Annotated in this window: 25 protein-coding genes and 1 pseudogene; 7 read left to right on the forward strand and 19 right to left on the reverse strand. The window is 36.0% G+C overall.

Features of this window, described 5'->3' with window-relative positions; translation table 11 throughout:
* Positions 1-126 precede the first annotated feature (126 nt).
* Positions 127-1,005 (reverse strand): LysR family transcriptional regulator, encoded by an 879-nt coding sequence (locus tag MHH37_RS16875; RefSeq protein ID WP_342573918.1) that lies wholly within the window; start codon positions 1,003-1,005, stop codon positions 127-129.
* 95 nt (positions 1,006-1,100) lie between these two features.
* Here MHH37_RS16875 and MHH37_RS16880 point away from each other — a divergent pair, with 95 nt between their 5' ends.
* On the forward strand, positions 1,101-1,760 hold the full coding sequence (locus tag MHH37_RS16880) for a DUF6198 family protein (RefSeq protein ID WP_342573919.1): 660 nt from the start codon (positions 1,101-1,103) through the stop codon (positions 1,758-1,760).
* Between the two features lie 180 nt (positions 1,761-1,940).
* Here MHH37_RS16880 and MHH37_RS16885 read toward each other — a convergent pair whose 3' ends face one another.
* The 4 genes from MHH37_RS16885 to MHH37_RS16900 all read right to left on the reverse strand — a co-directional run bounded on the left by MHH37_RS16885 (position 1,941) and on the right by MHH37_RS16900 (position 4,814).
* The gene (locus tag MHH37_RS16885) at positions 1,941-2,324 is read right to left on the reverse strand and encodes a hypothetical protein (RefSeq protein WP_342573920.1); all 384 of its coding nucleotides are present in this window, start codon (positions 2,322-2,324) and stop codon (positions 1,941-1,943) included.
* Positions 2,321-2,533, reverse strand: a complete 213-nt coding sequence (locus tag MHH37_RS16890) for a helix-turn-helix transcriptional regulator (RefSeq protein ID WP_342573921.1) — start codon at positions 2,531-2,533, stop codon at positions 2,321-2,323. The genes MHH37_RS16885 and MHH37_RS16890 overlap by 4 nt, the downstream gene beginning before the upstream one ends.
* Positions 2,534-2,751: 218 nt before the next feature.
* A complete protein-coding gene (locus tag MHH37_RS16895) occupies positions 2,752-3,240 on the reverse strand; it encodes a magnesium transporter (RefSeq protein ID WP_342573923.1) in 489 nt (162 codons plus the stop codon).
* Positions 3,241-3,350: 110 nt separating this feature from the next.
* Positions 3,351-4,814 carry a phospholipase D family protein gene (locus MHH37_RS16900; protein WP_342573925.1) on the reverse strand — a complete coding sequence of 488 codons (1,464 nt, stop codon included), beginning with the start codon at positions 4,812-4,814 and terminating at the stop codon, positions 3,351-3,353.
* A gap of 262 nt (positions 4,815-5,076) precedes the next feature.
* On the opposite strand from MHH37_RS16900, the gene MHH37_RS16905 reads away from it, so the two are divergent.
* Positions 5,077-5,499 (forward strand): hypothetical protein, encoded by a 423-nt coding sequence (locus MHH37_RS16905; RefSeq protein ID WP_008405451.1) that lies wholly within the window; start codon positions 5,077-5,079, stop codon positions 5,497-5,499.
* 328 nt (positions 5,500-5,827) lie between these two features.
* On the opposite strand, the gene MHH37_RS16910 is transcribed toward MHH37_RS16905, so the two are convergent.
* The 9 genes and pseudogenes from MHH37_RS16910 to MHH37_RS16950 all read right to left on the reverse strand — a co-directional run bounded on the left by MHH37_RS16910 (position 5,828) and on the right by MHH37_RS16950 (position 15,251).
* Positions 5,828-6,100 carry a hypothetical protein gene (locus tag MHH37_RS16910; protein WP_342573929.1) on the reverse strand — a complete coding sequence of 91 codons (273 nt, stop codon included), beginning with the start codon at positions 6,098-6,100 and terminating at the stop codon, positions 5,828-5,830.
* Positions 6,101-6,463: 363 nt separating this feature from the next.
* Positions 6,464-6,721, reverse strand: a complete 258-nt coding sequence (locus tag MHH37_RS16915; protein ID WP_342573930.1) for a hypothetical protein — start codon at positions 6,719-6,721, stop codon at positions 6,464-6,466.
* A gap of 112 nt (positions 6,722-6,833) precedes the next feature.
* Positions 6,834-7,340, reverse strand: a pseudogene (locus MHH37_RS16920) (GyrI-like domain-containing protein); the annotation flags it as partial.
* A gap of 760 nt (positions 7,341-8,100) precedes the next feature.
* A complete protein-coding gene (locus tag MHH37_RS16925; RefSeq protein WP_008405392.1) occupies positions 8,101-8,268 on the reverse strand; it encodes an aspartyl-phosphate phosphatase Spo0E family protein in 168 nt (55 codons plus the stop codon).
* 860 nt (positions 8,269-9,128) lie between these two features.
* Positions 9,129-9,281, reverse strand: a complete 153-nt coding sequence (locus MHH37_RS16930) for a YrzI family small protein (protein ID WP_008405393.1) — start codon at positions 9,279-9,281, stop codon at positions 9,129-9,131.
* A 628-nt stretch (positions 9,282-9,909) separates the two neighbouring features.
* The gene (locus MHH37_RS16935; RefSeq protein ID WP_342573933.1) at positions 9,910-11,103 is read right to left on the reverse strand and encodes an amidohydrolase; all 1,194 of its coding nucleotides are present in this window, start codon (positions 11,101-11,103) and stop codon (positions 9,910-9,912) included.
* Between the two features lie 61 nt (positions 11,104-11,164).
* The gene (locus MHH37_RS16940; protein ID WP_342573935.1) at positions 11,165-12,685 is read right to left on the reverse strand and encodes an AbgT family transporter; all 1,521 of its coding nucleotides are present in this window, start codon (positions 12,683-12,685) and stop codon (positions 11,165-11,167) included.
* Positions 12,686-13,010: 325 nt separating this feature from the next.
* Positions 13,011-13,268: a UDP-glucose 6-dehydrogenase gene (locus tag MHH37_RS16945; protein WP_342573937.1), complete on the reverse strand. Its 258-nt coding sequence runs from the start codon at positions 13,266-13,268 to the stop codon at positions 13,011-13,013.
* Between the two features lie 159 nt (positions 13,269-13,427).
* Complete coding sequence (locus tag MHH37_RS16950) at positions 13,428-15,251, reverse strand: helix-turn-helix domain-containing protein (protein ID WP_342573938.1); 1,824 nt, start codon at positions 15,249-15,251, stop codon at positions 13,428-13,430.
* Positions 15,252-15,485: 234 nt separating this feature from the next.
* Here MHH37_RS16950 and MHH37_RS16955 point away from each other — a divergent pair, with 234 nt between their 5' ends.
* From MHH37_RS16955 to MHH37_RS16965, 3 genes are all read left to right on the forward strand, one after another.
* Positions 15,486-16,733 (forward strand): MFS transporter, encoded by a 1,248-nt coding sequence (locus MHH37_RS16955; protein WP_342573939.1) that lies wholly within the window; start codon positions 15,486-15,488, stop codon positions 16,731-16,733.
* A 59-nt stretch (positions 16,734-16,792) separates the two neighbouring features.
* Positions 16,793-17,989 (forward strand): M20 family metallopeptidase, encoded by a 1,197-nt coding sequence (locus tag MHH37_RS16960; protein WP_342573940.1) that lies wholly within the window; start codon positions 16,793-16,795, stop codon positions 17,987-17,989.
* Between the two features lie 285 nt (positions 17,990-18,274).
* On the forward strand, positions 18,275-18,748 hold the full coding sequence (locus tag MHH37_RS16965; protein ID WP_342573942.1) for a DUF2062 domain-containing protein: 474 nt from the start codon (positions 18,275-18,277) through the stop codon (positions 18,746-18,748).
* A 169-nt stretch (positions 18,749-18,917) separates the two neighbouring features.
* Here the strand turns inward: MHH37_RS16965 and MHH37_RS16970 are convergent, their stop codons facing one another.
* Both MHH37_RS16970 and MHH37_RS16975 read right to left on the reverse strand, forming a co-directional pair.
* Positions 18,918-20,069, reverse strand: coding sequence for an ABC transporter permease (locus MHH37_RS16970; protein WP_342573943.1), 1,152 nt, complete (start codon positions 20,067-20,069; stop codon positions 18,918-18,920).
* Entirely contained in the window at positions 20,062-20,811 is a 750-nt protein-coding gene (locus MHH37_RS16975; protein WP_342573944.1) for an ATP-binding cassette domain-containing protein, read from the reverse strand. Before MHH37_RS16975 ends, MHH37_RS16970 begins: the two co-directional genes overlap by 8 nt.
* Positions 20,812-20,973: 162 nt before the next feature.
* Here MHH37_RS16975 and MHH37_RS16980 point away from each other — a divergent pair, with 162 nt between their 5' ends.
* Both MHH37_RS16980 and MHH37_RS16985 read left to right on the forward strand, forming a co-directional pair.
* Positions 20,974-21,672, forward strand: a complete 699-nt coding sequence (locus tag MHH37_RS16980; RefSeq protein WP_342573945.1) for a LytTR family DNA-binding domain-containing protein — start codon at positions 20,974-20,976, stop codon at positions 21,670-21,672.
* A gap of 9 nt (positions 21,673-21,681) precedes the next feature.
* Positions 21,682-22,617: a GHKL domain-containing protein gene (locus tag MHH37_RS16985; RefSeq protein WP_342573946.1), complete on the forward strand. Its 936-nt coding sequence runs from the start codon at positions 21,682-21,684 to the stop codon at positions 22,615-22,617.
* Positions 22,618-22,931: 314 nt separating this feature from the next.
* On the opposite strand, the gene MHH37_RS16990 is transcribed toward MHH37_RS16985, so the two are convergent.
* The 3 genes from MHH37_RS16990 to MHH37_RS17000 all read right to left on the reverse strand — a co-directional run bounded on the left by MHH37_RS16990 (position 22,932) and on the right by MHH37_RS17000 (position 24,646).
* On the reverse strand, positions 22,932-23,246 hold the full coding sequence (locus tag MHH37_RS16990; protein ID WP_087617542.1) for a hypothetical protein: 315 nt from the start codon (positions 23,244-23,246) through the stop codon (positions 22,932-22,934).
* Between the two features lie 203 nt (positions 23,247-23,449).
* A complete protein-coding gene (locus MHH37_RS16995) occupies positions 23,450-23,596 on the reverse strand; it encodes a hypothetical protein (protein ID WP_193433789.1) in 147 nt (48 codons plus the stop codon).
* Between the two features lie 285 nt (positions 23,597-23,881).
* Complete coding sequence (locus MHH37_RS17000; protein ID WP_342573948.1) at positions 23,882-24,646, reverse strand: VOC family protein; 765 nt, start codon at positions 24,644-24,646, stop codon at positions 23,882-23,884.
* Positions 24,647-24,681 lie beyond the last annotated feature (35 nt).

Below are 24,681 nucleotides of genomic sequence, written 5' to 3' on the forward strand. Positions count from 1 at the left end.
GTATATTGTTAAACGACCGATCATAAAAACAAAATAAAAAGGGTATAGAAAACGAGTTTTTCTATACCTTTTTTTATTTCAATATAAATGAACAATAACTGAACTACTTTGAGACGGTAGTTAATCTCATGTATTTGATTTAAATAAAGCAATAAAGTTCCTGCAAATAGGAGAGAATGTGGCTTCTTGCTTGTAAAATAATTTCGGCTGAATCGCAATTTCTAATTCAGGTAAATCAACAAAATGAATTCCATCCACGTACCCTAGCTGAATTTTAGGTAATATACTGATTCCTACTTCTTTAGCAACTAAATACTGGGCAATCGTAATATCTTTACACTTAGCAACAATATTTAAGGAAATGTTCTTTTCTTTAAGATAATATATAATATTTTCTAACATCGAATACCCTTCCATCGCTTCTAACGAAATAAACGGGAACTTCATTAAGTTTTGGATTGATACCACCTCTAGATCAATCTCATTGGACCAATTCTTTGGTACAGCCAATGCAAAAGGACTAGGCGTTAAGGGAAACCCTTCATACTGTTCACTATTTTCAGGTGCTAAAATAACGGCTATATCTACTTCATTTTTAAATAACATTTGTTGTAATTTCTCGGAATCCCCTTTGAAAATTTGTAATTCTACTTTAGGGTAGCTTTGAGAAAATTGCCGTATGACATCCCCTACTAAATGGATACAGCTTGAAGAAACCCCTACACGTAATTGACCTACTTCCCCTTGCATCATATAATCCATTTTCACGTCAAACATTTCCATTTGCTGAAGCATATGAGTTGCATGATTATATAGCATTTGTCCAGCTTCAGTAATTTCCCATTTTTGTCGATAGCGCTTAATTAATGGTGTACCGTAGCGTGTTTCAATTTGTTTTAATAACATACTTAATGGTGGCTGGGCCATATGTAATACTTCGGCAGCCTTTGAAATGCTTCCCTGATCAACTATTTCTTTAAAATAGCGTAATTGACGTAAATCCACTTAACCACCTCATATATAAAATATATATCTTTATAATTTATTATATATTTTTCATTTGAAATTTCAAAGAGTATACTATTTATAGGAGGGGAAATATGAATCATACAATCACAATTACAAAAAGAATTAGCATTTACATAATCGGTTTATTTCTACTTTCACTTGGTGCTACCTTTTCAATTTTGGCAGGTATCGGTGTTTCTCCTGTAACCTCTTTACCTTATGCACTTGCTTTAATTACACCTTTGTCAGTAGGGATTACAACCGTATTAGCTAATTTTATTTTTATAATTTTACAAGCAATCATTTTAAAAGAAATACGTTGGAAGAACTTTTTCATACAATTAATAATCTCCTTTTTATTCGGTTTTTTTATGGATTTCACGATCTGGTTAACAAAAGGCTTACCTGAAGCAACTTCAATTGTTCTTATTATTGTGTATTTAGCAATAAGCTTAATACTTGTTGCCTTAGCTTTACTGTTATATTTCACAGCAAATTTACCGACGATGCCATATGATTCACTTACACATGTCATTGCGAACACATGGAAAATGCCATTTAGTAAAGCAAAAATTACGAGTGACATGCTAAATGTCGTTCTTTCACTTGTAATTTGTTTACTATTTATTCAATCCTTTGGCGCAATTGGTATAGGTACGTTCATTGCTGCCTATGGTATTGGAAAAATGGTGGGTGTTTTGCTTCACAAACTTCAACCCTCATTAAAGCAATGGGTGTATAAAAACAACTAAAATTATTCAAGTAAATGCGATTGCTGCTGCTAATAAATCTTTTTACTTTGATAATATAAAAAAGCCGGGGAAATTCCCTGGCTTTTACTTGTTTATACCCAAACCCTTTATTGGGTAACTTACTTCTACCTGTCATTAAAAACCCCAATCCCAATTGTATTCTTTCATCTAGATTAATCATTAAATGAGTTTCGAATAAATAACCATTGTTAGTGGGATGGATGTAGTCATTATACAAAATAAAATAGTTAAAACATGTGTGGCACTTAAAGTGTTAGGTTCTAGTGCTCCAACTATTAGAAATAGAATTGTAATTGTCGCAAATAACGTAAAATAATTTGCTGTCATACTCTTGCCTATAATTTCTTTAGTACGCTCATCTTTCGGATATAAATGTGGCGACAAATAAGACATCATTAATGCACTTGTTCCCAAGAAAAAAATCATAATCCCTTCTGGAAAGTCACCATTTGCAACATACGGGTAATTAATATAAATACTTAATGGAATCATTATAATAGCTAAAAATAAGTATGATAGCTGATTTTCACGTGCTTTTTTCACTCAGAATCCCCCTCATAAATAAATACATCTTCAATCTTACAATTAAAAATTTCCGCCAATTTAAAAGCTAAAATAATAGATGGATTATATTTTTCCTTTTCAAGTGAAATAATGGTTTGTCTTGAAACGGAAAGCTTTTCTGCCAACTGATCCTGCGTCATACTGTATTGAGCTCGTAAAACCTTAATATTATTTTTGATGTAAATCATCCTTTTTATGTAAAGTTAGTTTTACTTTAAGTAAAGTATACTTTACATCCAACTAATAAACAAGTTACCAAATTTTCGTTTGCCGACTCCATCTCATTCATATTCAGTCAAAAACAAAAACCCCCCACTAAATTAAAAATGGGAGGTGTTGGTACCCTAACTTTTATTCGGGAACAGTTATTTGGATAGGATTGTATAGACTTAGAATAAATATTTTTTTACTTTTCGATTACTATACAATATTGCTCTTTATAGTTTTCATGGTTCCAATTGTACATTTGTAAAAGATGTTCGAGAGATAATTCGCTATAATTTAGCCTACTATACGGTATATTCAGTGCATCATCTTCATGACCAATCCATACTCGCCATAGTTCGATGACCTGCCCTTCTCTAATATTATCTTTTAAGTAATCCAATAATTGCTTTACTCTTAATTCTGAATAGCTAAAACTAACTTCATAAATGAATGGATAGCCCGTATATTCACTTACATCATAGTAACTGCCTTCGTTAATAACCAACTCATTTAAATCCTCTTCATTTTCAACAAATAATATTTGGCTATTCGGGTCCATCTTCTCCCAGGGCACCAATTCATGCGGTTTTATTTTCAATTCAATCGCTTCTTTGACCGTCATATATTTTGCTTTGGATTCTATTTCAGGCATTTCAAAATTTGTTGCGATAAATGAACAAGAACTCACTTAAATACCCCCAAATTTTAGATCTTATAACATTACTTTACTTTTATGGTTTAAGTATAGCATTCCCGAAGCGATGCTTGGTAACATCTTTTTGCTTAACATATCATCGGTTAGTAAGTGGTTACTTTGGCTACTTTTTGAGCCGTGTAAATCCAGCGCTGCCACCAGGAGAGGTTATCCTGAAATTCTTCCACATCAAGCGTGTAGAGAGCATCTTCATTGTTCCAAAGCCGTTCAAAATATCGTTCCATATCCAAGGCTAGCGCGCTATCATTTGGAGCGAGGATACGTACGTTATTTTCCAAGTTGTAATCCTCCAATGTTCGTTCCGTATAGTTGGAAGAACCGTTTGAAATGATTGTTTGTTCCGCTGTTTGAATCCAGATGACTTTTGTATGGTATTGGCCGACTACGGTGTTGTACCAGCGAATGTTGATTTTTTCATTTGTATCCTCAAGCAGTTCGTTTACAACCGGTCGATTCGGCAGACCTGACTTTTCCTGGCCGAATGAGTTTTCATTTGGATCTAGAATCATATTCACCTGCACGCCCCGGTTTACTGCATCTGTTAAGGCGTTGACAATGTCGCGCTGGGCAATAAAGAACATGCCAATCCAAATTTTATCTCCTTCTTTTGTTGCTTCTAGGTCTTCAAGCAAGGCGTCCAATATTTTCTTCTCAGTCAAATATTGGACACCATACTGACCGTCACCTTCCTCGGGAATATCAGCCCTCGGCAATTTTGGACCATCCGACATGAGGGACACCGCTTCTTCTGCCTTCAGAATATCATTTATGATGGGCCCCGTTACTTTCAAAGCAAGATTTCCGTGGAAGCCACTTGCATCATGCGGGTTTGAAGATGTGATAATCGCTTCCTTTTCCGAAACGGCCGCTTTACGGTGGTTGGCTTTCACGTTGAGCAGTTCCAAATAGGAAGATGCGTTCATTTTTGGTGCTTTGCTAGACATGGCGTTGGCAATCCACCCTTTGCCTTCGTTGTCGAACCATTGAAAAAATAATCGGTATAAACCTGAATAAATGGGCGTGGAATCCCGCAACGGTTTTAAATCGGTGTAAACAATTTCTACCCCGGCTTCACGCATCTTCTTGAACCACTTCGTTTCATAGGAGCCATAGCCCTTATTCAGCGGATCGGTAATGAAAACAACCGGCATATCGGGATTGTTTTTCTTTTTCTCGGCAAGCTTATCAGAGAGCATATCCGCGATAGGCGGGAAATCTTCTTTTTCATCAAAATACCCATCCATCAAAAAGAAATCCACCACCACAAACTGTTCGGCTTCATCAATCAATGTATAAACTTCATCAAATATTTGATTCTCATGTTTCCGATTGGTCCCTTCCTGGTCTTGCGCATAAGTTAGATCCGTCAGCATTTCAATATTATCTGTTCTATGCAAGTCTCCTTCATAGGAAATACCTTCCGGCAACGGTTTATATGTATGCCATAACATTACTCCTATATATAGCAAAATCAAAAGAAGTATAAGAACGCTTATGACTTTTTTTCTGCGACTCCAGCTGTTCCATTTCTTCGGAACTTTTTTCATTGTAATTCCCCCAATACTCTTGTGCTTTTAGTTCCCGTGAATAAGCAAAGTTAAACAGCGCTTGCTTGTATGGTGGCTGGAATTATCAAAAAAATGTTAGGGACGCTAGTGTCTATGCTTTCCTTTAATAAGGAAAGTGCTTTTTCCATAATAGGGCCAGTTTGTTGAATAACAATCTTTTATAAAAGGTTACCAAAAGACGGTTTGGGAAGGTTATACTTCAATTAACGAACTAACTGAAACAAAAAATGGGGGAAATTCATTGCATCCAATAGAAATAATTGAATTAATGATAGTCGGTGGAATTTTACTTGTTATCCTATTAGTTTCTTTTATTTTAAAAGGGAAATGGAGAAAAATTATTCAGGGATTGGCTATTTTATTTTTGGTGTCTTTCGGCATCTTTTATTACGTACGTCCATATTGGATTGATATGCAAATCGAAAAAAAAGTAGGTTATATACAGATACATTTGGAAGAACAGTACCCTGGGGAAACGTGGAAATATCAGATAGCACCTCATCGTGAGGATGGCTATGAATCTTCGAATCCATATTATATAGGTGTAATATTTGATACTGAACCACACGTGGAATATAAATATTTCGCTCGTAATAATGGTGATGTTATCCAACAAGGGTGGTATTCATCTAGATCACAAAGTGATCTATTACATGAAGAATAATTACTGTTTATTTTGAAGCCCATTGCTTTAGTTTAACGAGACATACTAATTAAGATCTTCCACAATCGGGCCATATTGTTGAATAAGAAAAGGTTCTGATTAATAACAATAAGAGATTTGCTATACAAGTTTTAAAACAAATTAAGAACAAGCTCATCAAGTATAAACACCGTTGCATTCAGGGTTTGGATTATATGTATAAAATGCTGCATAACCTAATGTTCATACAAAAAGGCACGAAACGTTGATTTAACAAAGTTCATGCCTTTTTAATGTGTCCTCAAACTTTTATTTGAGTACATTTACTGGTATTGAGTTGTATAACAAGTTAAATTGGCAAGCCCCAAATTATATCAACTGCTAAAAAACTTAAAATACCGCCAATTACAAAAAACACACTCTTTTTAATATTTTCCTTATTAAAAGAAATTTCATTATATTCACTATAACTTAAGCAAAAATATACAAAAGCAGGTATAAATATTATTAATGCAATCCAATGTTGTTTGAATGACAACGGAACCTGTGTAACAAATGACGGTGAAGTGAAGATTAAACCAAATAATACTCCTAATGCATAACCCTTTAGATATTTTTTCAATGCAATACATCCTTATAAATTTTTAGATACGCTATTATATCAAAAATGCACCCAAAAGCATTGTTTTGGAATATTATTGTTCATAAATTTGTGAACCCTTTTCTTGGGGGGAGTGATAGAAAGAAGCAGATTTATAACGATAAAAGAATTGCTATACAAGTTCTTATGCAAATTAAAGATTATGCCCAGCAAGTATAAATTACCGTTCCATCAATGATTTTCGTCATCTGTAAAAAAAATGCTGTATAACCAATGTTCATACAAAAAGGCGCGAAACGTTGATTTAACAACGTGCGTGCCTTCTTGGTGTATGCCCAAACTTTGACTTGGGAACGTTATTTGTATTTAATCTGTATAATCAATTCACTTCTTCAACAATAAATTCTCTCCGAAAGTGGTTAATTTGGCTTTGGTTAGGTCAACAGAGTGAACTCTTTCATCGTAGTATGTATCGTCATCGCCATACCAATATATAGTAACATCAGTAATATACTTTTTATCATCCAAGTATTCAATGAATTCTGCCCACATATCTAAAGGAAAATTGTAAGCTGTATGAATAGGTGTAGTTCCATTTTTAATTTCATTTAAGATATTAAGTATTATTTCTTTGATTTCCAATAAAAAGCCACCTTTCCTAAGCGCGATATTTAAGGTCTTTTTCTAATAAAGTAATCAAAGTTTCATTTGGTAACGTTATTAGGTTAATATTTGTATATTTTATAATAAGAATTTATTTAGGAATTATAGGAACCCAAAGTTCGTTTCTAGGTTTGTGCTTTGGTGGATAATAACATTCGATACAAGGTATATCTGCAAGTTCATATCCAGAATTCGAAACCCATTCGGTGTATAATCGCTTCCAAGCGTTCCCTATACCTGGAAATACAGCCCACGTACTATGCGTAATAAAGAACGTTTCCATATCATTTGGGACCTCTCCATCATATCGGACACCCATAAAGTACGTAAATTCATCGTCCATTATAGCTGCCTCTTTTCCGCAAACGCCCAATAAGCTTTCAAGGGTGCATTTGGGTTCTTCCCAAGATAGTTCAATTAATTGTTGCATAAATCCATCTTTTTTAGAGCCACTCCAAAGGGTGGGTATTGTTTTAAAGGCTCTGTCTGTTTTGACAACTTTACCTTTTCCTATAATTTTTAAATCAAAATCAAGATTCTCAATACGATATTCCATTTCGGTATCCCCCTCTTATCTCAGTTCTATTTCGAAGTTAATAGCTGTCCCATATAAATTATTAGCGCCTCTATAATACCATTTATTGTTAGAAAATATTCTCCTTAAGTTGAATAAGAACGTCCCCAAAGCGTCGTTTAGGAATCTAATAAAATAAAAAACAGCTAACACTTTGTAGTAGTTTTAGCTGCTGGATCAAACGTGCCCAAACTTTGATTTGGGACCGTTTATTAATATTTTATTTTATGTATTAAACATTTTAAGCTTTTGATATTTTAATTAATTTTATTAAGCCTACACTAAATATCAATGTCCCGATTAGCATAAAAGAATGTATGAAACCATTTGAAATTGGAACATACTCTCCTGTTAAGTTTTTATCTGCTTAAATAATTCCAACAGCACTATATGATATCAGTGTGCTTATCAAAATTAAAAATAAACCTAAAATAAAATACCATATGTAATTCTTCATAGCTTGTACCTTCCTTACCTATTCATAAAACACTATTTCGACAGTTGATAGTGTAAACCCTTCAATAACATTCCGAAAGCGGTGTTTGGGTGTTAGTGGCATTAGCAACCCCCTCTTATTATTGTTAATCATAATGCAACTTCAAGGGCGCGATTCTTTATTGATGAACTTTCTATCTATATAAAGAAAGTTAGGAACTTAATTATGATAATTAAGTTATTCCATACTAAAAAGACACGAACGTTGTAGGTTCCACAGCATTAGTGTCTGTTTAACTTATTTGTGAACATCTGGTATTAAGTACGCTAGCGATTGCTAGGCATTAATTTAATTGCTGAAAGTTAAACTATATTCATTCAGTAACTTATCTAAGTTTTGACTTAATTTTATTGTAATAGGATGATTTAGCCCATTTTCCATACCAGACTTTATCATTGCAGTTCTAAGTGTTTCGACATTTTTGCGGATATTTACTTTTTCAAAAATATTTTTCATTGGAAAGCACTCCTCATATTTATAATTTGTTATATATAAAGTAGATACAATAATTTACAAAATACATATATTATGTAAATACACAATAAAACTAACTATTAAACCTATCCAACCATAAATCAGAAAAAATTTTTCCAAATAATAGTTTGCAAGCAAATTAAAATGCGTAAACATTGTCAAATTAACAATTACGCATCTTTATTGGGATTCTATTTATATAGTTTTTTATGTATACCATAGATTTTGTGGAAAACGCTATGCTAAGGGTATCTGAAAAGAATCTGAATATAGGGGGATTGATTAATGCGTTAAACCTGTAGCTTTTTCGTTCCTATGCTAAAATTTCAGGGATTTTAGAGTAGCGGTTGATGCAGTAAGGTTTACTTTTAATTGGAATAATAAAGAACCAAGGATTGCCCCACTTTTCCAATTACTTTGCTCAAATTTAGACATCTTTTTGAAGAATTTCATTTTTCCCCTCCACTCGTGTATTCTGCCAGCATATTAAGAATATGTACAATTTTATGCCTTCACACTGTTGATGCAACAATCAAATTATCTCCTAAATCAAGGATGCTGGAGGCCGGCACGATACTGGTCCCAAATGGATTTTAGCATTCGTTTCTATACTCCGGCCGCCCCGCGATAAACGCGGCTAAATAACACCTTGATATGGGCTGAATGAAATGATTTTACTTTTCGCACAGCCCCATCACTAGACGTAGTTATTAAAACCAACACTTTATATTACGTCCTTTTTTAGCTAAGTGGAGTCATTCTCCCACCATAAAACTGCAAACCTTCTTTTAATCATATAAATCATTTCAATTCCCACCTTTCTTTGTTTTAAATTAACAAAATTAATAATGACGTTGACGCACGTAATCTTCTACTTTTCTTCGGTTCTGTTCAAAGATTTTTTTTACTTTTTCTTCATGAAGTGCTTTCTCACGAGAGATCTCACGCTCACGTTTTGTAATAGCTATCGAAAGGGTAAAAAAGTTTAATATCATGGATTATCACCTCCTTAAAATACCCATAAAACGGAAAAAACCACAGAGAGACTCCCCCTGCGGTAAAAAAAGGCACAAAAATACCGCAGGGGCACACTTCTCCCTGCGGTATGGGCATACTTAATTAATAAAAAAATTTAAGCAATCCATTCCAATCTGGTCGAATGTGTGATTTTCGTTTTCGCTGAAATTGTAACTACTAGTGACATTAATTTATTGATAACGATCATTTTCTTCGACCTCCTTAGAATTTTTTGATTATTGTGTAAGTATACCCATCCCCAGATTATTTGTAAACATCTTTTTACATTTTTATAAAAAAATGTAAAGTATCACTCGAAAGTAAAAATCCAAAACGTTGATTTAGCCGCGTAATTCTGTAAAAAGTTGCACACGATTTCATTATATGAAGAGGCTTTACTTATGTTTCCCTTTATCCGATTCTCCTGGCAATCTATAGGTTTCAGATGGACGCAAAATATATATTGCGTTCATGACGTGTAACGCCTATCCGTGCTTGGTTAAACTTTAGAATTTGATATTAACAATATCTTGTTATCCCTCTTTTCCCCTTTAAAACCCAAAGAAAAGACATAACAACAGAAATATGTTATGTCCTTAATTATCCTTATATAACACTACTCACAGCATGCTGCTTTAAATATTCCAACGTCGCCTTTGCAAGTGTGTTTGCAGCAACAAGAAGTGCGCGCTCGTCGATATCGAACTTCGGATGATGATGCGGGTAAGCTTCTTCTTTCTCAGGGTCACGGGCACCTGTGAAATAAAATGTTCCCGGTACTTTTTCTAAATAGTAGGCAAAGTCCTCTCCGCCCATTTCCGGTTCGCAAATGACCACTTCCTCAACCCCCGGCGTTTGTCTTGCCTGTTCGATGAAGAATCTTGTTGTTTCCCGATCATTAATGACAGCTGAATAGCCGCGCACATAATCGTATTCGTAATCGGCCTTCATCACCAAGCAAGCCGCCTTCAGAACATCTTCCAGTTCACGTTCAATCAGGTCACGCGTTTCTTCATCAAATACACGTGCCGTTCCTTTGATTTTTACGGAATCGGCAATAACGTTAAACGGGTTTAACGCTTCAAAGTGACAAACCGAAATAACTGCCGGTTTCACAGGACTAATGCGTCTGCCTAAAAGCTGTTGGGCATTTACGACAAATTGTGAACCGATGTAAATCGAGTCTTTCGTTTCCTGTGGTTTTGCCCCGTGTCCACCTTTTCCTTTAATCGTAATGTAAAATCCATCTGCTGCAGCCATTAACGGACCTTCGCATACAGCAATTTTCCCATACTCTACCGGTGCCCATAAATGCTGGCCAAAAATGACATCTACCCCGTCCAGGCAGCCGTCTTCAATCATTGCAATCGCTCCACCCGGCGCAATTTCTTCACCGAATTGGTGGATGAACACGACATTCCCCTGAATCTCGTCCTGGATTTTGTTCAGTGCCTTTGCCAATACAAGGAGTGACGCTGTATGTCCGTCATGACCGCATGCATGCATTCGGCCATCTACTTTCGATTTATAAGGGACATCATTTTGCTCCTGAATTGCCAGTGCGTCAAAATCTGCACGTAATGCGACCGTTTTACCAGGTTGACCACCGCGTAATGTTGCGACTACGCCACGACCGCCTACCCCTTCACGTACTTCATGTCCAAGCGCTCTATGGTATTCCGCAATATATTTTGGCGTCTCTACTTCTTCATGTGAAAGCTCCGGGTTTTCATGCAAGTAACGACGGATCGCTACCATTTCATCAAAATGCTGTTCCAGTATGTCAAAAATATTCGTCATGTTTTCCATCCCCATTTTCTAAGTTGTCTGTTTTTCAAATGATATTCGTGTATCCTGATAATTATTTTAAGTAAATGCCGTCGCCAGGTCCTAATGGCAGGCCAAGTAAGAACCAGATTGCGAATAAAATAATCCACATAATCGCGAAGAATACCGAGTAAGGCAGTAACGCTGAGATTAACGTACCAATTCCGATATTCTTGTCATAGCGTCTCGCAAATGCCAGTAAAATCGCAAAGTATGCCAGCATCGGTGTAATCGGATTGGTAATCGAATCCCCTACACGGTATGCCATTTGTGTAACAGCTGGTGAATAGTTTAAGTACATGAACATCGGTACAAAGATCGGCGCGAGTAACGCCCATTTCGCTGATGCACTCGCAATCAGTAAGTTGATCAGCGCACAAATAATGATGAAGCCGATAAACATTGGTGCACCGGTAAAGTTCATATTTTGTAAAAACTCCGCGCCTTTAATCGCCAAGATCGGACCAATATTACTCCACCCGAAATACGCAATCATTTGAGCTGCAACGAATGCTAAGACGATGAATGATGACAAATCACCAATTGATTTAAACATTTGTTCCGCTACATCGCGGTCCGATTTCACTTTTTTCGTCACGATGCCGTATGCTAAACCTGGCAGTAAGAAGAAGAACAGCATAATCGGCACAATGCCCGTCATAAACGGAGAGTTTAAAAAGCCGTTATCTTCCGGATTTCGCAGTAGCCCTGATTCCGGTACAACTAAAATCGCCATTAAAATGATGTACGCTAATGTGACAATCCCTGCCCAGCGAAGCCCTTTGTTTTCAAGAGCCGTAAGTGGTTCAGCCACTTCTATTTTCCCGCCGTATTTACCAAAGCGAGGTTCTACGAATTTGCCTGTTACCCAAGTTGCGACAATGACTAATACAAATGTCGAAACGATCAGGAAGTAGTAGTTCATTGTTGCAAGTCCGGTATATGTAGGATCAACCAATTGGGCTGAAGTTTGTGTAATGCCCAGTAATAATACGTCTAAAGACGAAATAATAATATTTGCACTGAATCCTCCGGCAATGGCTGCATAGGTAGCAATTAACCCAACTAGCGGATTTCGTCCAACACTCATGAAAATCATGGCGGCAATTGGAGGTAAAATAATGAAGGCTGCGTCAGCGGCAACATTCCCGACAAGACCAGTAAATAAAATAACAGGCAGGATGATTTTTTTAGGAGCACTTAATACGGTCTTTTTCATTAATGCTGATATTAAGCCACTGTTTTCAGCTACCCCAATACCGATCATTGTCACAACTACGATGCCAAGTGGCGCGAATCCAGTAAAGTTACTGACCATGTTTGTAACAATTTGAATGAGTCCTTCACGATTCAATAGATTGATTACTTCGATTGTTTCGTCAGTTCCTGGCTTAACGGCAGAAACCCCAAGTTTTGATAGAATCAGTGATAGCGCAAGAACAAAAAATGCTAAAATAACGAATAACGTAACTGGGTCCGGAAGTTTATTTCCCGCTCGTTCTATTCCGTCTAAAAACCTATCAACCAATTTTTTCTTACCAACTTTACTTTCCATATGCGACCCCCTAGAAGTTTAATGTTTAAAAGAATAGCAAAATATAAAGGAGATAGCAATGAGTTATGCAAATTTTTAGATTTTTCTTTATATTTATATAGTAATTTTGTATATTTTATGATTATTTTGGATGCTAAGTTTTTTACTGGGAAGATTTATTTCTTCACTTTCATTGAACGTTGGAAAACAAATTTGCACACAAAAAAAGCCTGGCGATAGCATGGCACGTCAGTTGTGCCATGTTTCCCATGCTTTCCATTTCGTATTTTATGGTGATGCTCATATGTAGAAGCGAATATTCTTTTAACAAGCTCACATCTTTATGTTAATTATTAGTGAGAGCACGCTTTTTCTGAACGTACATATTTTTTAATTTAGTGTAATAGGCCGCGGCATGTACTGCCCCTGTATCCGTTTTACGTAAAGCAAACTCGAACGCCTCTACTAGATGCTCTGTAGTGACCAATTCACTTCTAATTTTAATTAAATCGAAATGCTTATAGTTTTCTGGTACTCTCGATAAAATTTCCTGATCCCCTGTAATCGAAATTAAATGATCGTCGTTGAAAAATAATTGTAACATAGCTCTTATCCCCTTTTCTGTTTAGTATCGTGATGTCACCCTTTGATAAGCTTTTTAATTAATCGGCTTCTTACCATTACCCTTTTTTTCACAAAATGAATCGCCAATTTTTATCTAAATTATAAAAAATATAAGTTTTAAGCCTCTTTCGAATGGTGGTCAATCCGCCATAAAGGTATTATAAAGATACACAGCCAACAGTACTTTTAGATGATCTTCGTAATGGTTGAAGTCAATTTTTAATAGGTCTTCAACTTTTTTTATACGGTGATAGAGCGTATTTGTATGAATATGGAGTTCCTTTGCCGTCGTTGCCATGGAACGGTTGTTTTGTATATACGTGAAAAGCGTATGGAGAAGTTCATCGTTTGTTTCATTGTTATTCCACAATACAGAAAACGTTTCACTTAGAAATGAGTTAATTTCTTCAGCAGGATGATGTAAAAAAAGCGTACTAATGCCAATATCCCGGTAATGCAGAAGGCCTTTTTCCTTTTGTTTTTTCAAATGAAGAAGAGCCTTTTCCGCTTTCATATGATAATCTTTAGCTTGGCCGGGAGAGTATTGTCCCGTGCTTATTCCTCCCCGGGCTACTACTGTAAACCGCTCATTCCACCAATTCATACCGTTATTTAATATGTTGGTAATCATGCCTTCTCCAGCTGAATCTCGGGTAAAGGATAGAACGGTAATTTTATTATTGTAGCTAAATAGAAGACTGTTCTCTAAACGTAACTTCTCTTTTAGATGTGCTAGAAGAAGAAGTGCATCATTTTCAAGTGAAAGCAAATCCGCAATTCCATCTAGCTCAATTAAAGCAATTTGGAGAAAATGATCATGATGAATTCCTAACTCCTGCGCAACAAGCTCAGCCTGCTGGAGATTTCTAATTTCCAAAAAACGATGGTAGGTTTCATAGGTTTTCTTGTACAAAATTTCAGTCTGGGATCTAAGCTTCATAATTTCAAGCGAGAGAGTCAGTGCTCCTTGTTCAATGATCAACTGATCGGGTTGTGATAGAGGGGTGTTCCCTTCTACTATCAGACACCCTAAAAAAACAGAGCCTGACCGAATCGGATAAATATAGCAATCAATTTGAACTGAATCGTACGTTGATACATAACTAGCCTCAGTTTTATTCGCAAAGAGCAAGAATATATCGTCCAGAATGGTAGCGATATGTTGAATATGCTGCGGGACGTAATTTCCTTCAAGGTAATCCGCATAGACAAGCTTTCTCTCCATTAACTTATTCATTTCCAGGATAATCGCTTCCAATCCTTTATTCTGAACAGATAACTTCGTGAGGTGCGTATGAATTTCTGTACGTTTCTCTAACATCGCATTCATTTCTTTGAGCTTTTTTGATAAATGGGTAACTTCATCCAGGCTATTTTGAACTTCTGTGTGAAGCTGTGCATTATATAGCGCAGTTGCTGCTTGGGAAGCAAAACTTTGCAGAAGAAGCAAATCCGTTTCACTTAGGCCATCTTCTATATCAAAACAGTGAAATGTCATAACCCCCATCGTTTTTGTTCCAATTGCTACAGGTACAGACAAAATGGATTTAATAGTAGGGCTATTTTGATGAGCCTTCGTAATGAACTCAAGGTTCTCCTCACTTAAATTTGCCATGCTATTATAAATTTCTTCGGTTGAGGTAATTAACCTTATATCGCCATCCCTGAACACCTTTCCTGTAATGGACTCACCTATATTTACTTTAAAGAATTTAATGTTTTCATTAAAACCTACATATGTCTTTACAATGAGCTTATCCGAGATCGCATCATACATTTGTATATATCCAGCCTCTGCTGTTTCGACAATCTTCAATGCAGAGTGCATAATTTTTTTAAGTACTTCATCCAATTCAAGTGTCGAATTAATTGCGCGAAAGCTTTCCATTAGATTCACCACATGGTTTTGGGCTTTTTGATTTTCCCTACTTAATTGTTTGAGCAACGCCTCATTTTGTTCCATTCATTCTCCCCCTTGTTGAATTCAACAACTTTCTCTCCATAACTTTGTTTGTCTGCACATGTGCATGACATTTCTGAAATTATATAATATTCAATAAATATTGAATATAGAAAACGCTTACTTTTTCTTGATTAAACAATTATCATACTCGAAAAATTGTTTATTCCAATCGTTTTCTTATATTCATATAGCTACATTCACATTGGATGAGTAAATTTCAGGGGGAGGTTATTTATGAAAAATGAACAAGTTCCTAATAAAAAGAGGCACATAATACTTTCACTGCTATTTTTAGGATGGTGTTTATCCTATCTTGACAGAATGGCAATGAATGTTGGAATTGTGGAAATTGCAAAAGACTTTAATCTTAGTCCGTCTGTAATGGGTGTTGTACTGAGTAGTTTTTTTGCCGGTTATGCATTAATGCAATTACCTGGGGGGTGGCTTGCCGACAAATTCGGTTCCAGAAAGGTCATTGTGATCTCCATTGTTTTATGGTCTTTATTTACCGTTTTTACCGGCATGGCCTGGTCTTTAATGTCGATGATTATTATTCGTTTCATGTTCGGTCTTGGTGAAGGCGGATATCCTGCTGCAAGTTCAAAAGCAATAGCGGATGTCTTTCCAAAGAAAGAACGGACAAGTGCTCAAACGATCATGATGTCATCGAATTCACTTGGAGGTGTGATTGCTCCTTTAATCGCCACCCCGTTACTTGTATGGATCGGCTGGCAAAACCTCTTTTTCGCGATTGGAATTTTAGGTCTCTTTGTTGCAGCCCTACTCTGGTATTATTTAAGTCCACAAAATATGCAGGTAGAACTAGTTGAGGAAGAAACAGTCCAAAAAGCATCATTCAAAGATGTGTTAAAGATTCCTACAAGCTGGCAGTTGGCCATTATGTGGTTTGGCGTAAGTACGGTCATTTGGGGGCTTATCTCATGGATGCCGCCATATCTTGTAGATGTGAGAGGCCTTGATTTGATGTCGATGGGGATGCTGACATCCATCCCGGCTCTGGCTGGGGCTATAGGAGTTATCGTCGGCGGGCAGCTGATTAAATCTTTATTAATGGGAAAAGAGAAATACCTTGCGATTATAAGCTTTATCATCATGATCGGCTCCCTTTATTTATTATTCAATGCGCCGTCAGTCACTCTCGTTATTATTTACCAATCCATCTGTATGCTTTTCCACGGACCAATTGTAGCGATCATCTTCAGCCTTCCGCATAAATTATTCTCGAAAAATGTGATTGGGTCAACTTTTGGAATGATTAATCTTGGCGGAATGATCGGAGCATTCCTTGCGCCGATGGTTATGGGCTATTTAATTGAAGTATTTGATGGAATTTATGCCTCTGCATTTCTGTACATCATTGCCTGTGCCGTTTTAGGAATCATCGCTGCAGCCGGTCTAAAACCGAATCGACCTGCTTCGGGCGGAAGAAAGCAGGAAGCTCAAAACTTAGAAACGATTTAAATACCGAATGGACATGCATAGATCAGCCATGTCCATTTTATAAATAGGGAGATTATCAAATGTTATTAGACAATTTAATGAAAAGATTAGATGAAAAAAAGGAGCGCATTATTGAAATCCGCCGCTATCTCCATGAACATCCGGAGCTTTCCTTTCAAGAAGAGCAGACAGCCAAGTATATTCTTGATTTTTATGTTGATGTTCCGGTCGATTCGATTGAAACAAACTTTGGGGGCGAACGTGGTGTCGTTGTAACGATTCAAGGGGCAAAACCAGGAAAAACAATTGCCATTCGTGCCGATTTCGATGCGTTGCCGATCCAGGAAGAAACCGGTCTGCCTTTCGCTTCAAAAAATGAAGGGATCATGCATGCATGTGGGCATGACGGTCATACAGCCTATATGCTCGTTTTGGCGCAAACGTTGGCGGAGTTTAAAAATGAATTAAAAGGTACGATTAAAGTAATTCATCAACCCGCTGAAGAAGCGCCTCCAGGTGGTGCGATCGGAATGATCAATGCAGGTGTACTGGATGGCGTTGATGCCATCATCGGAATCCATGTCATGAGCAACATGAAGACAGGTCATATTTATTACAGAAGTGGGAACACGCAAACAGGCAGATCCTATTTTAAACTCGTCGTTCAAGGTAAAGGCGGACATGGATCATCCCCGCATCTTGCAAATGATGCAATTATTGCCGCAAGTTCATTTGTCATGAATCTGCAAACAATCGTCAGCCGCCGCATTAACCCATTTGATACAGCCTCCGTTACGATTGGGAATCTGGACGGGAAAGGTACTTTTAACGTGATAAAGGATTCCGTGACAATCGAAGGTGATGTTCGTACAATGACCCCTGAAACCCGGGAAATAGTAGAATCTGAAGTTCGTGCCTTTACCGAAGGATTGGAAAAATCATTTGGCGTCACATGTCATCTAGATTACCTCAACGACTACCCTGTTCTGAATAATCATCCTGTAGTAACGGAACATGTACGTCAGGCTTTGGAGCTGGCAGCAATTCCTGAAGTGGAGGCCGTTTTAGAAACACCGCCACTGCCGCCTTCAGAGGATTTTGCCTATTATCTTGAAAAAGTACCGGGCTGTTTCTTCTATGTCGGTGCGATGCCAGCGTCAGGTGAAGCATATCCGCATCATCATCCTAAATTTGATATTAATGAAGAAAGCCTCGTTATAAGCGCCAAAGCAATGGCTGCTGTTATCGCTTCTTACTGTGACGGAAACGAAAATTAGAAAATTAAGCATAGACCCGGTACAATACCCGGTTTATGCCTCTATGCAACTGTTTTATTAAATGTTAGCCAAAAGTGCCTCCTGATTTTTCAGGGGGCACTTTTGCTTGTAATGTTCGACTTAGACAGATATTGTATAATTTACAATCTACTCCTCATAAAACATTTTATTCATTTAATACAATAGCATAAGAATTTTCTTACGTTCGGTATAATCTGTCTATAGGAGACGCATCGGTATAGATTGTTACATTTGCGATGAAGTACTTGGAGAGGATAGACATCTATGAAAATAACACGCGTCATTAAATATAATTTAATCCGTTTATTTCGGCTTAAATCTGGTCCACATCAAGTTGCATCAGGGGTAACAATTGGGTTTATCCCTAGCTGGCTTCCTACATTCGGACTCGGCCCCGTTCTTTCCGTCGGGATGGCACGGTTCCTAAAGGCGAATACCGTTTCCGCACTTGTCGGCGGTGTCCTGGGAACGTTTATTTGGCCACTGCTTTTCTTTTTAAATTATAAGGTCGGAAGTTTACTACTCGATCGAAATACAAAAGTCGATGAACTCGATGAAGTAGAGTACATAGATGCAATTGAACATACATATACAGGTATTGTGAGTTCTCATTCCAGTGGATTCATATTTCTAACAGGTGCCATGTGCAATATAGTTATCTCCTCGATTTTGATTTACATCATGGTATATATCATGTTTAAGACGTACCGAGTGAGGATTTTAAATAGAATTAGGTGATGATTTCACATAGCACTTGCCTTGATTTAGTGTGACTAAGTGCGGTTTAATCTTCAATTGAATCATCTAAAACAAAAGTAGAATAGCTGTAATTTCAATAGAAACAATTAAGTTAATAAAAATAAATCCCTTGCATGTAGCCACAAGGGATTTGCTATTATTTATTTTATTACAACACCCATTTATCTTTCGCAAATAAAATACGGCCTACTGCTAGAATTACTAACGCTAACGCTATGTTAACTCCAAGTGTAAGAAATACATGCTCGATATCAATGATTCCAACAAATAATTCTTTAAAAGTAGCAAAGACATTTAAGATTGGTACTAAAAAATGTGTAGTAGTTAATTCATTTAGCCCGACACTTGTGATGAATAAGGCTGGTAAAATTCCAACCATAATTATGGGTGTTCCGTAGCTTTGTGCTTCCTTTACCGTCTTACCAAAAATACTTGTCAGCAATAGCGCTGAAGCCATCAATGCAGCGAAACTAATGATAATTAAAAGAGCGACCGTACCAATTAACCAAACATTTCCTTCCATTTTTAATCCTACTTTTAACTGTTCTGTAAAGAAGTAGATTTCAATAAATACAATTCCTAACGTTAAAATACCTGTAACAGTAGCAAGAATTACAAGTGTTAACCATTTGCCTAATAAAAATGAACTGCGATTTACAGGAGTCATTAATAAAGCTTCCATCGTACGGCGTTCTTTTTCACCTGCAATAAAATCTGCTGCTGAAGATGAAATACCTATACCTACTGCAATAACTAGCATCATTGGGATAAGGAAGCTCATCATTTGTACAGATTGATCACCTTCGATTACTTGTACTTTATTAACTGTAAAAGGTGTTAAAATTGACGTTTCTACATTTTGTTGTCCTAAACGTTCTGAAACAATTGCCTGACTGTACTGTGTTAATGCCATTTCGATTGCTGACATGGCTATAAAGCTATTTTCACTATATTCATCGCCTAAAATTTGAATCGTTGGCATATTCCTCGAAGCGATTTGCTGTTCGAAATCGTCAGAAAGAACAAGTCCAGTTATTGCTTCACCTTCTTTAATGGTAGCTTCTACATCATCAACAGCACGAAGCTCTAAATTTTCTTTTCCATCTAGTAAACCTTTTACAAATTCTAGCTGCTCTTTTTCTGTCACGACATGAAGCTGGATATCCTCGTCCGGAGCCATCATTTTTTCATAGAAAAATACTAATGCTGACATTAAAACTAATGGTAAAAATACAGTTAAAAGTAATGTGCGTTGATCTCGAAAAGTATCCTTTAACTCTTTTTTGAATATATTAAGCATCTTCATTTCCTCCACGTACTAATTTACTCATGAAAATATAGTTTAAATCGCTTGAGCCTTCTTCAGCATAAAGTTGTTCAAGAGTGCCATCATAAACAAGCTCACCTTTATGAATCATTGCTACTCGGTCACATAGCATCGTTACTTCCTCTACAATATGACTAGAGAAAATAATGGTTTTCCCTTCACGTTTCAGTTGGTGCACAAGCTGACGGAAAGTATTAGATGATGTAATATCTAGTCCTGTCGTTGGTTCATCAAAGAGTACAATATCTGGATCATGTAATAATGTTCTTGCAATGGCCACTTTTTGACGCATACCTTTTGAAAAGCCTCCAATTTTGCGATCTAAATAGTCGCGCATGCCAAACATTTTCGCTAATTTTTCAATACGTACTTTTGTTTCATGCATACCTAAGCCATAGAGTGAACCAAAATACTCTAAGTTTTCACGTGTTGTTAGTCGCTCATAAAGTCCTGTTTCACTACCAAACAGCACGCCGATACGTTTTTTCACTTCATCAGATTGCTTTACGGTATGAAAACCTGCTACTTCAACGCTACCTGAAGACGGTTCAATTAGAGTAGCGATTGTTCGTAGTAAGGTTGTTTTCCCAGCACCGTTTTCACCTAGGAGCCCAAGTACCTCACCCTCATGAACTTCTAAGGAAACTTGCTTTAAGGCAGTTATATATTGTTTCTTATTTTGAAATTGTTTTGTTACTTCTGTAATTTCAATCATTTCCGTCACCTCGTTTATTTGATGTCTTCATCGTACAAATAAATACAAGAGGTGTCTGCGATGTTGTCGCAAAAATGCCTTATTATGTCGTGAAAAGGGAGAATGAATTGTAGAACTGTCAAAATATTACGTATAGTGTATATTTATTACGAGGTGTATAACATGAGAGTAGGATTAGTAGATGACCGAGCGATTGATTTAGATAAACTAAAAGCAATTATAGAGCCAATCGAAGAAATAAATATTGTATTTGCTACTACAAGTGCTCAGAAAGCATATGAGGAAATAAAAAAGCAATCGATTGATTTACTTATTGCGGATATAGAAATGCCAGAATTATCGGGTTACGAATTAGCTGATATTATTTATACACACGCCTTACAAATTATGGTTATCTTTGTAACAGGCAATAGTGGGTACGCTGTTCATGCTTTTGAATTGAACGTACATGATTACATAATGAAGCCCTATACGAAAGAAAGACTTGTATCTTCTGTTGAAAGATTATTAGCGAAGCAACAAAAAGCTGAGTTATCGGGCCGGATTTTTATTAAGCAAAAATCTGATATTCATATCGTACAAAAAAAAGACATTATATTTATTGAACGTTCAGGTCGTGCTACAACGATCTATACAAAAAATGGTCCTGTAAAAACCTATCAAACCTTAAATGAATTAGAGGGAGAGCTAAGGGACCGTTTGTTTATAAGAGCTCATCGCTCATTTATTATCAATATTCAATACATATTAAATTTTTCGTTATACGCGAAGAATTCCTATTTGGTGTCCTTTGAAGGAATTGAAGAAAAAGCAGTTATTACAAAGGAAAACTTAGACATTATACAAAAAAACTACTTTTGAGGTGGCAATATGAAGCATAAACTGTATTTTTTCATCATTTGTTGTACCCACTTTGCCCTCGCAACAGTAGGCTATCTTTCTTTCTACATAAGCATTCCAATAAGTATCATTTTAGTATTAGTAGCTATGAAAAGATTTATGTTAAAGCTTGATTGGAGTGTAATAATTCATTTATGTATGTATTTGGTCTACGTATTAAATGGTAAGAGTGTACAAAATCTACTCTTACTTTTTGGCGCATTGCTTGTGGTTATGTATAGCTCACAAAAGCAGAAAGCGCTATTTAAGACTTCAACAGTACAGCTAGAAGTAAATGAAAAGCTAGTAGAATTTAATCGTACATTTCAAGAGGTACGTAAAGAGCGTCACGATTACTTAAAGCATGTATCAGCAATTGCTTATTTACTGGAAAAAGATAAGGTTGATGAAGCGAAAACCTATATGCAAGGGTTAGTAAAGCGATATGAACAGACGAACTTGTCGATAAAGGGAGAGCAGGGGGCAGTAGCAGCCGTATTATATACGAATTACGAAAAGGCACGAAGTCACGATATTGCAATTAATTATTTGTTTGAAACACCTGTATCAAATTTATCCCTTCCATCTGATGAAATCGTTCAGCTAATAGGGAATATATTAGAAAATGCAATTGATGCAAGTATTGAATGGCAAACGAAGTATAACAAACAAGCTTTTATTGAATTAAGCCTTCGCAAAAAAAGCGGTCTATATCTATTAACTTGTTCAAACAATACGATCCCCTTGCAGAAGGAAATTGCTGACCAATTGTTTGCCAAGACTGGTGTTACAACAAAACCAAATCATAATGGTTTAGGCACTTCAATTATTCAGCAAATTATAGAGCAGCATAACGGATATTTAGAATTTATAGCAGAGAAGCAAACATTTACAATTACGTGTAAAATCCCTAATGTCGTTTCATAAAAAGCTTCAATAATCTACATCTCGTGAGATCATCATAAGGTGTAGATTATTAAAGCTTTGATTTATTTAATGCTTCATATACTTCTTCAAAGTTCAATTTCTCCCTGTTTAAACCTCTGGTCAATATTCTTAAAGAGCAGCTTCAATATAATAATTGAAACTGCTTGAAACCGCATTTACTTATGATACGGTTCACCCTACGTAATGCTATACAAGTAAATATGTATTCCACAATCTGGCCCTTTAACATAAAAACGCGATTTTCTTATTGAAGAATCGCGCCCGATTGTGGAATAACAGTAGTCTTAAATAATTTATTCTTTTTGATTTTCTATATGCTCAATTTGTTCTAAAACCCAGGATTTATCTCCTTCTTTTGAATACAAAGAAAAATACTCTTTATCTTCCTCAATTAAGTTCCATACCATTTCTTCTTGAACTTCAATCTTAAATGCTTCTTCTTTAGTTTGATTATTCGGATCGTATGCTTTAACCCAATACTCTTTATAGTCACTTGAACGCCCCTTTTCAATAACAATCAACATCGAAGTAGTTGATATGAAAGGTCCTCCACAAGATGCGAGAACTAATAAAGCGACTGTAATCATCAAAATTGTAGCTTTTTTCATGTACTCCCCCAATATTTAAATTTTCATCTTAATTCCAATATCTCTACCAGTCAATTTAAGAATACTTTTTAACAATATCTTCTAAATTGTAACCTAGATAACTAGGTTGTGTTCAATTATATGGCCCTATAACGGAAAAAACGCGATCTTCTTAGTGAAGAATCGCGCCTGATTATCAAAGAATAGTCATCAACTAAAATAATTTATAACAGCCATTCAAATATTTTAGCAATTAAAAATAAGGGTAAAGCGACTAAAGTAAAACCAGCAATGAAGTAAGAAATGTAGTATAAAGTTGACTTTAATATATCAAAGACTGCGCCTGCAAAGTCATCAACAAATTTTAACATTCAATCACTCCACCTTTAGGTATCAGGTATTTAAAATTATTATAAAGCAAACTGTATAATTTATCTATAAATAGAAAAACACACATTATTTGATGTTTGGTACATTTTACTAAAGAAGGTTATTCAACAATTTGGCCCTTTAAAGGAAAAGGCGAAAAAGGACCCTCTCCTTATTCAAGGAAAGCGCCAGATTGTGGGATATCGTTTTTTCGAATTTTGTATTCTCATAAAACATTCACAAAGCGTGTTTTGGATTTTCTCCTTTTCCGGAAGGACATATCAATCTCAAAAATTCAGTATTCTTAGGTTTTCTATCAGTAACGGGGTTAATACTTTACCCTTAGAATTAAGTAACACGCGTGTTTCTATAGTCTCGCTAATATAAAAATGTATTGACTGATCATTTTTAAGTGGAATATTAAGTTGATTGGTATCTTCTTTAATGCAGTAGAACACATTTTTTAACCATTCGAAGTCTCGACTTGTAAACGGGCCGAAAAATTGGACTGATTTTATTCCATCTATACCATTAGCTTTACTATTTGGTACCATTCGCTTACGCATTTTCTCTTCAATTTGTGGAGTATCGACTTGCTGAAAACCTAATTGAAATGGTACTTCGTCAAAATACGGGAGATATGCATTTTGCCACTTAGCAGAAAAATTAATTAGTTTAAAGAAAAAAGGAAAACTTATTCTTTCAGGATTTGATATGCCAAAACTTTTCAATAACTCAGTAGTTTTTTCAATATTATTTGTTTTGAGAAATAGTCCAATGACACCTCTGTGACCAGAATTATACTTATCAACCCAGTCTTTGATCCAGCCACCGCCATCTTTCGATTTAATATAGATAAACTCAAAATATTCATCTCCTATCCATAAATTAGAGGCTTTGAATCCTTTATTTCCTTTACCTTTTGAGGGTGTATAAGGTAAGCCTAACCGATTAACTTGCTCAATAAATTGAATATTTTTTTGATATTTCTCATCGACATTTACCACAATATGGTCGATAGAAAATGGGTTTATTTTAGAAACCTGTTCCATATAGTTCCTCCTTATATAGTCAACATTGAATATAT

Source organism: Solibacillus sp. FSL K6-1781 (assembly GCF_038630735.1).
Classification (GTDB): domain Bacteria; phylum Bacillota; class Bacilli; order Bacillales_A; family Planococcaceae; genus Solibacillus; species Solibacillus silvestris.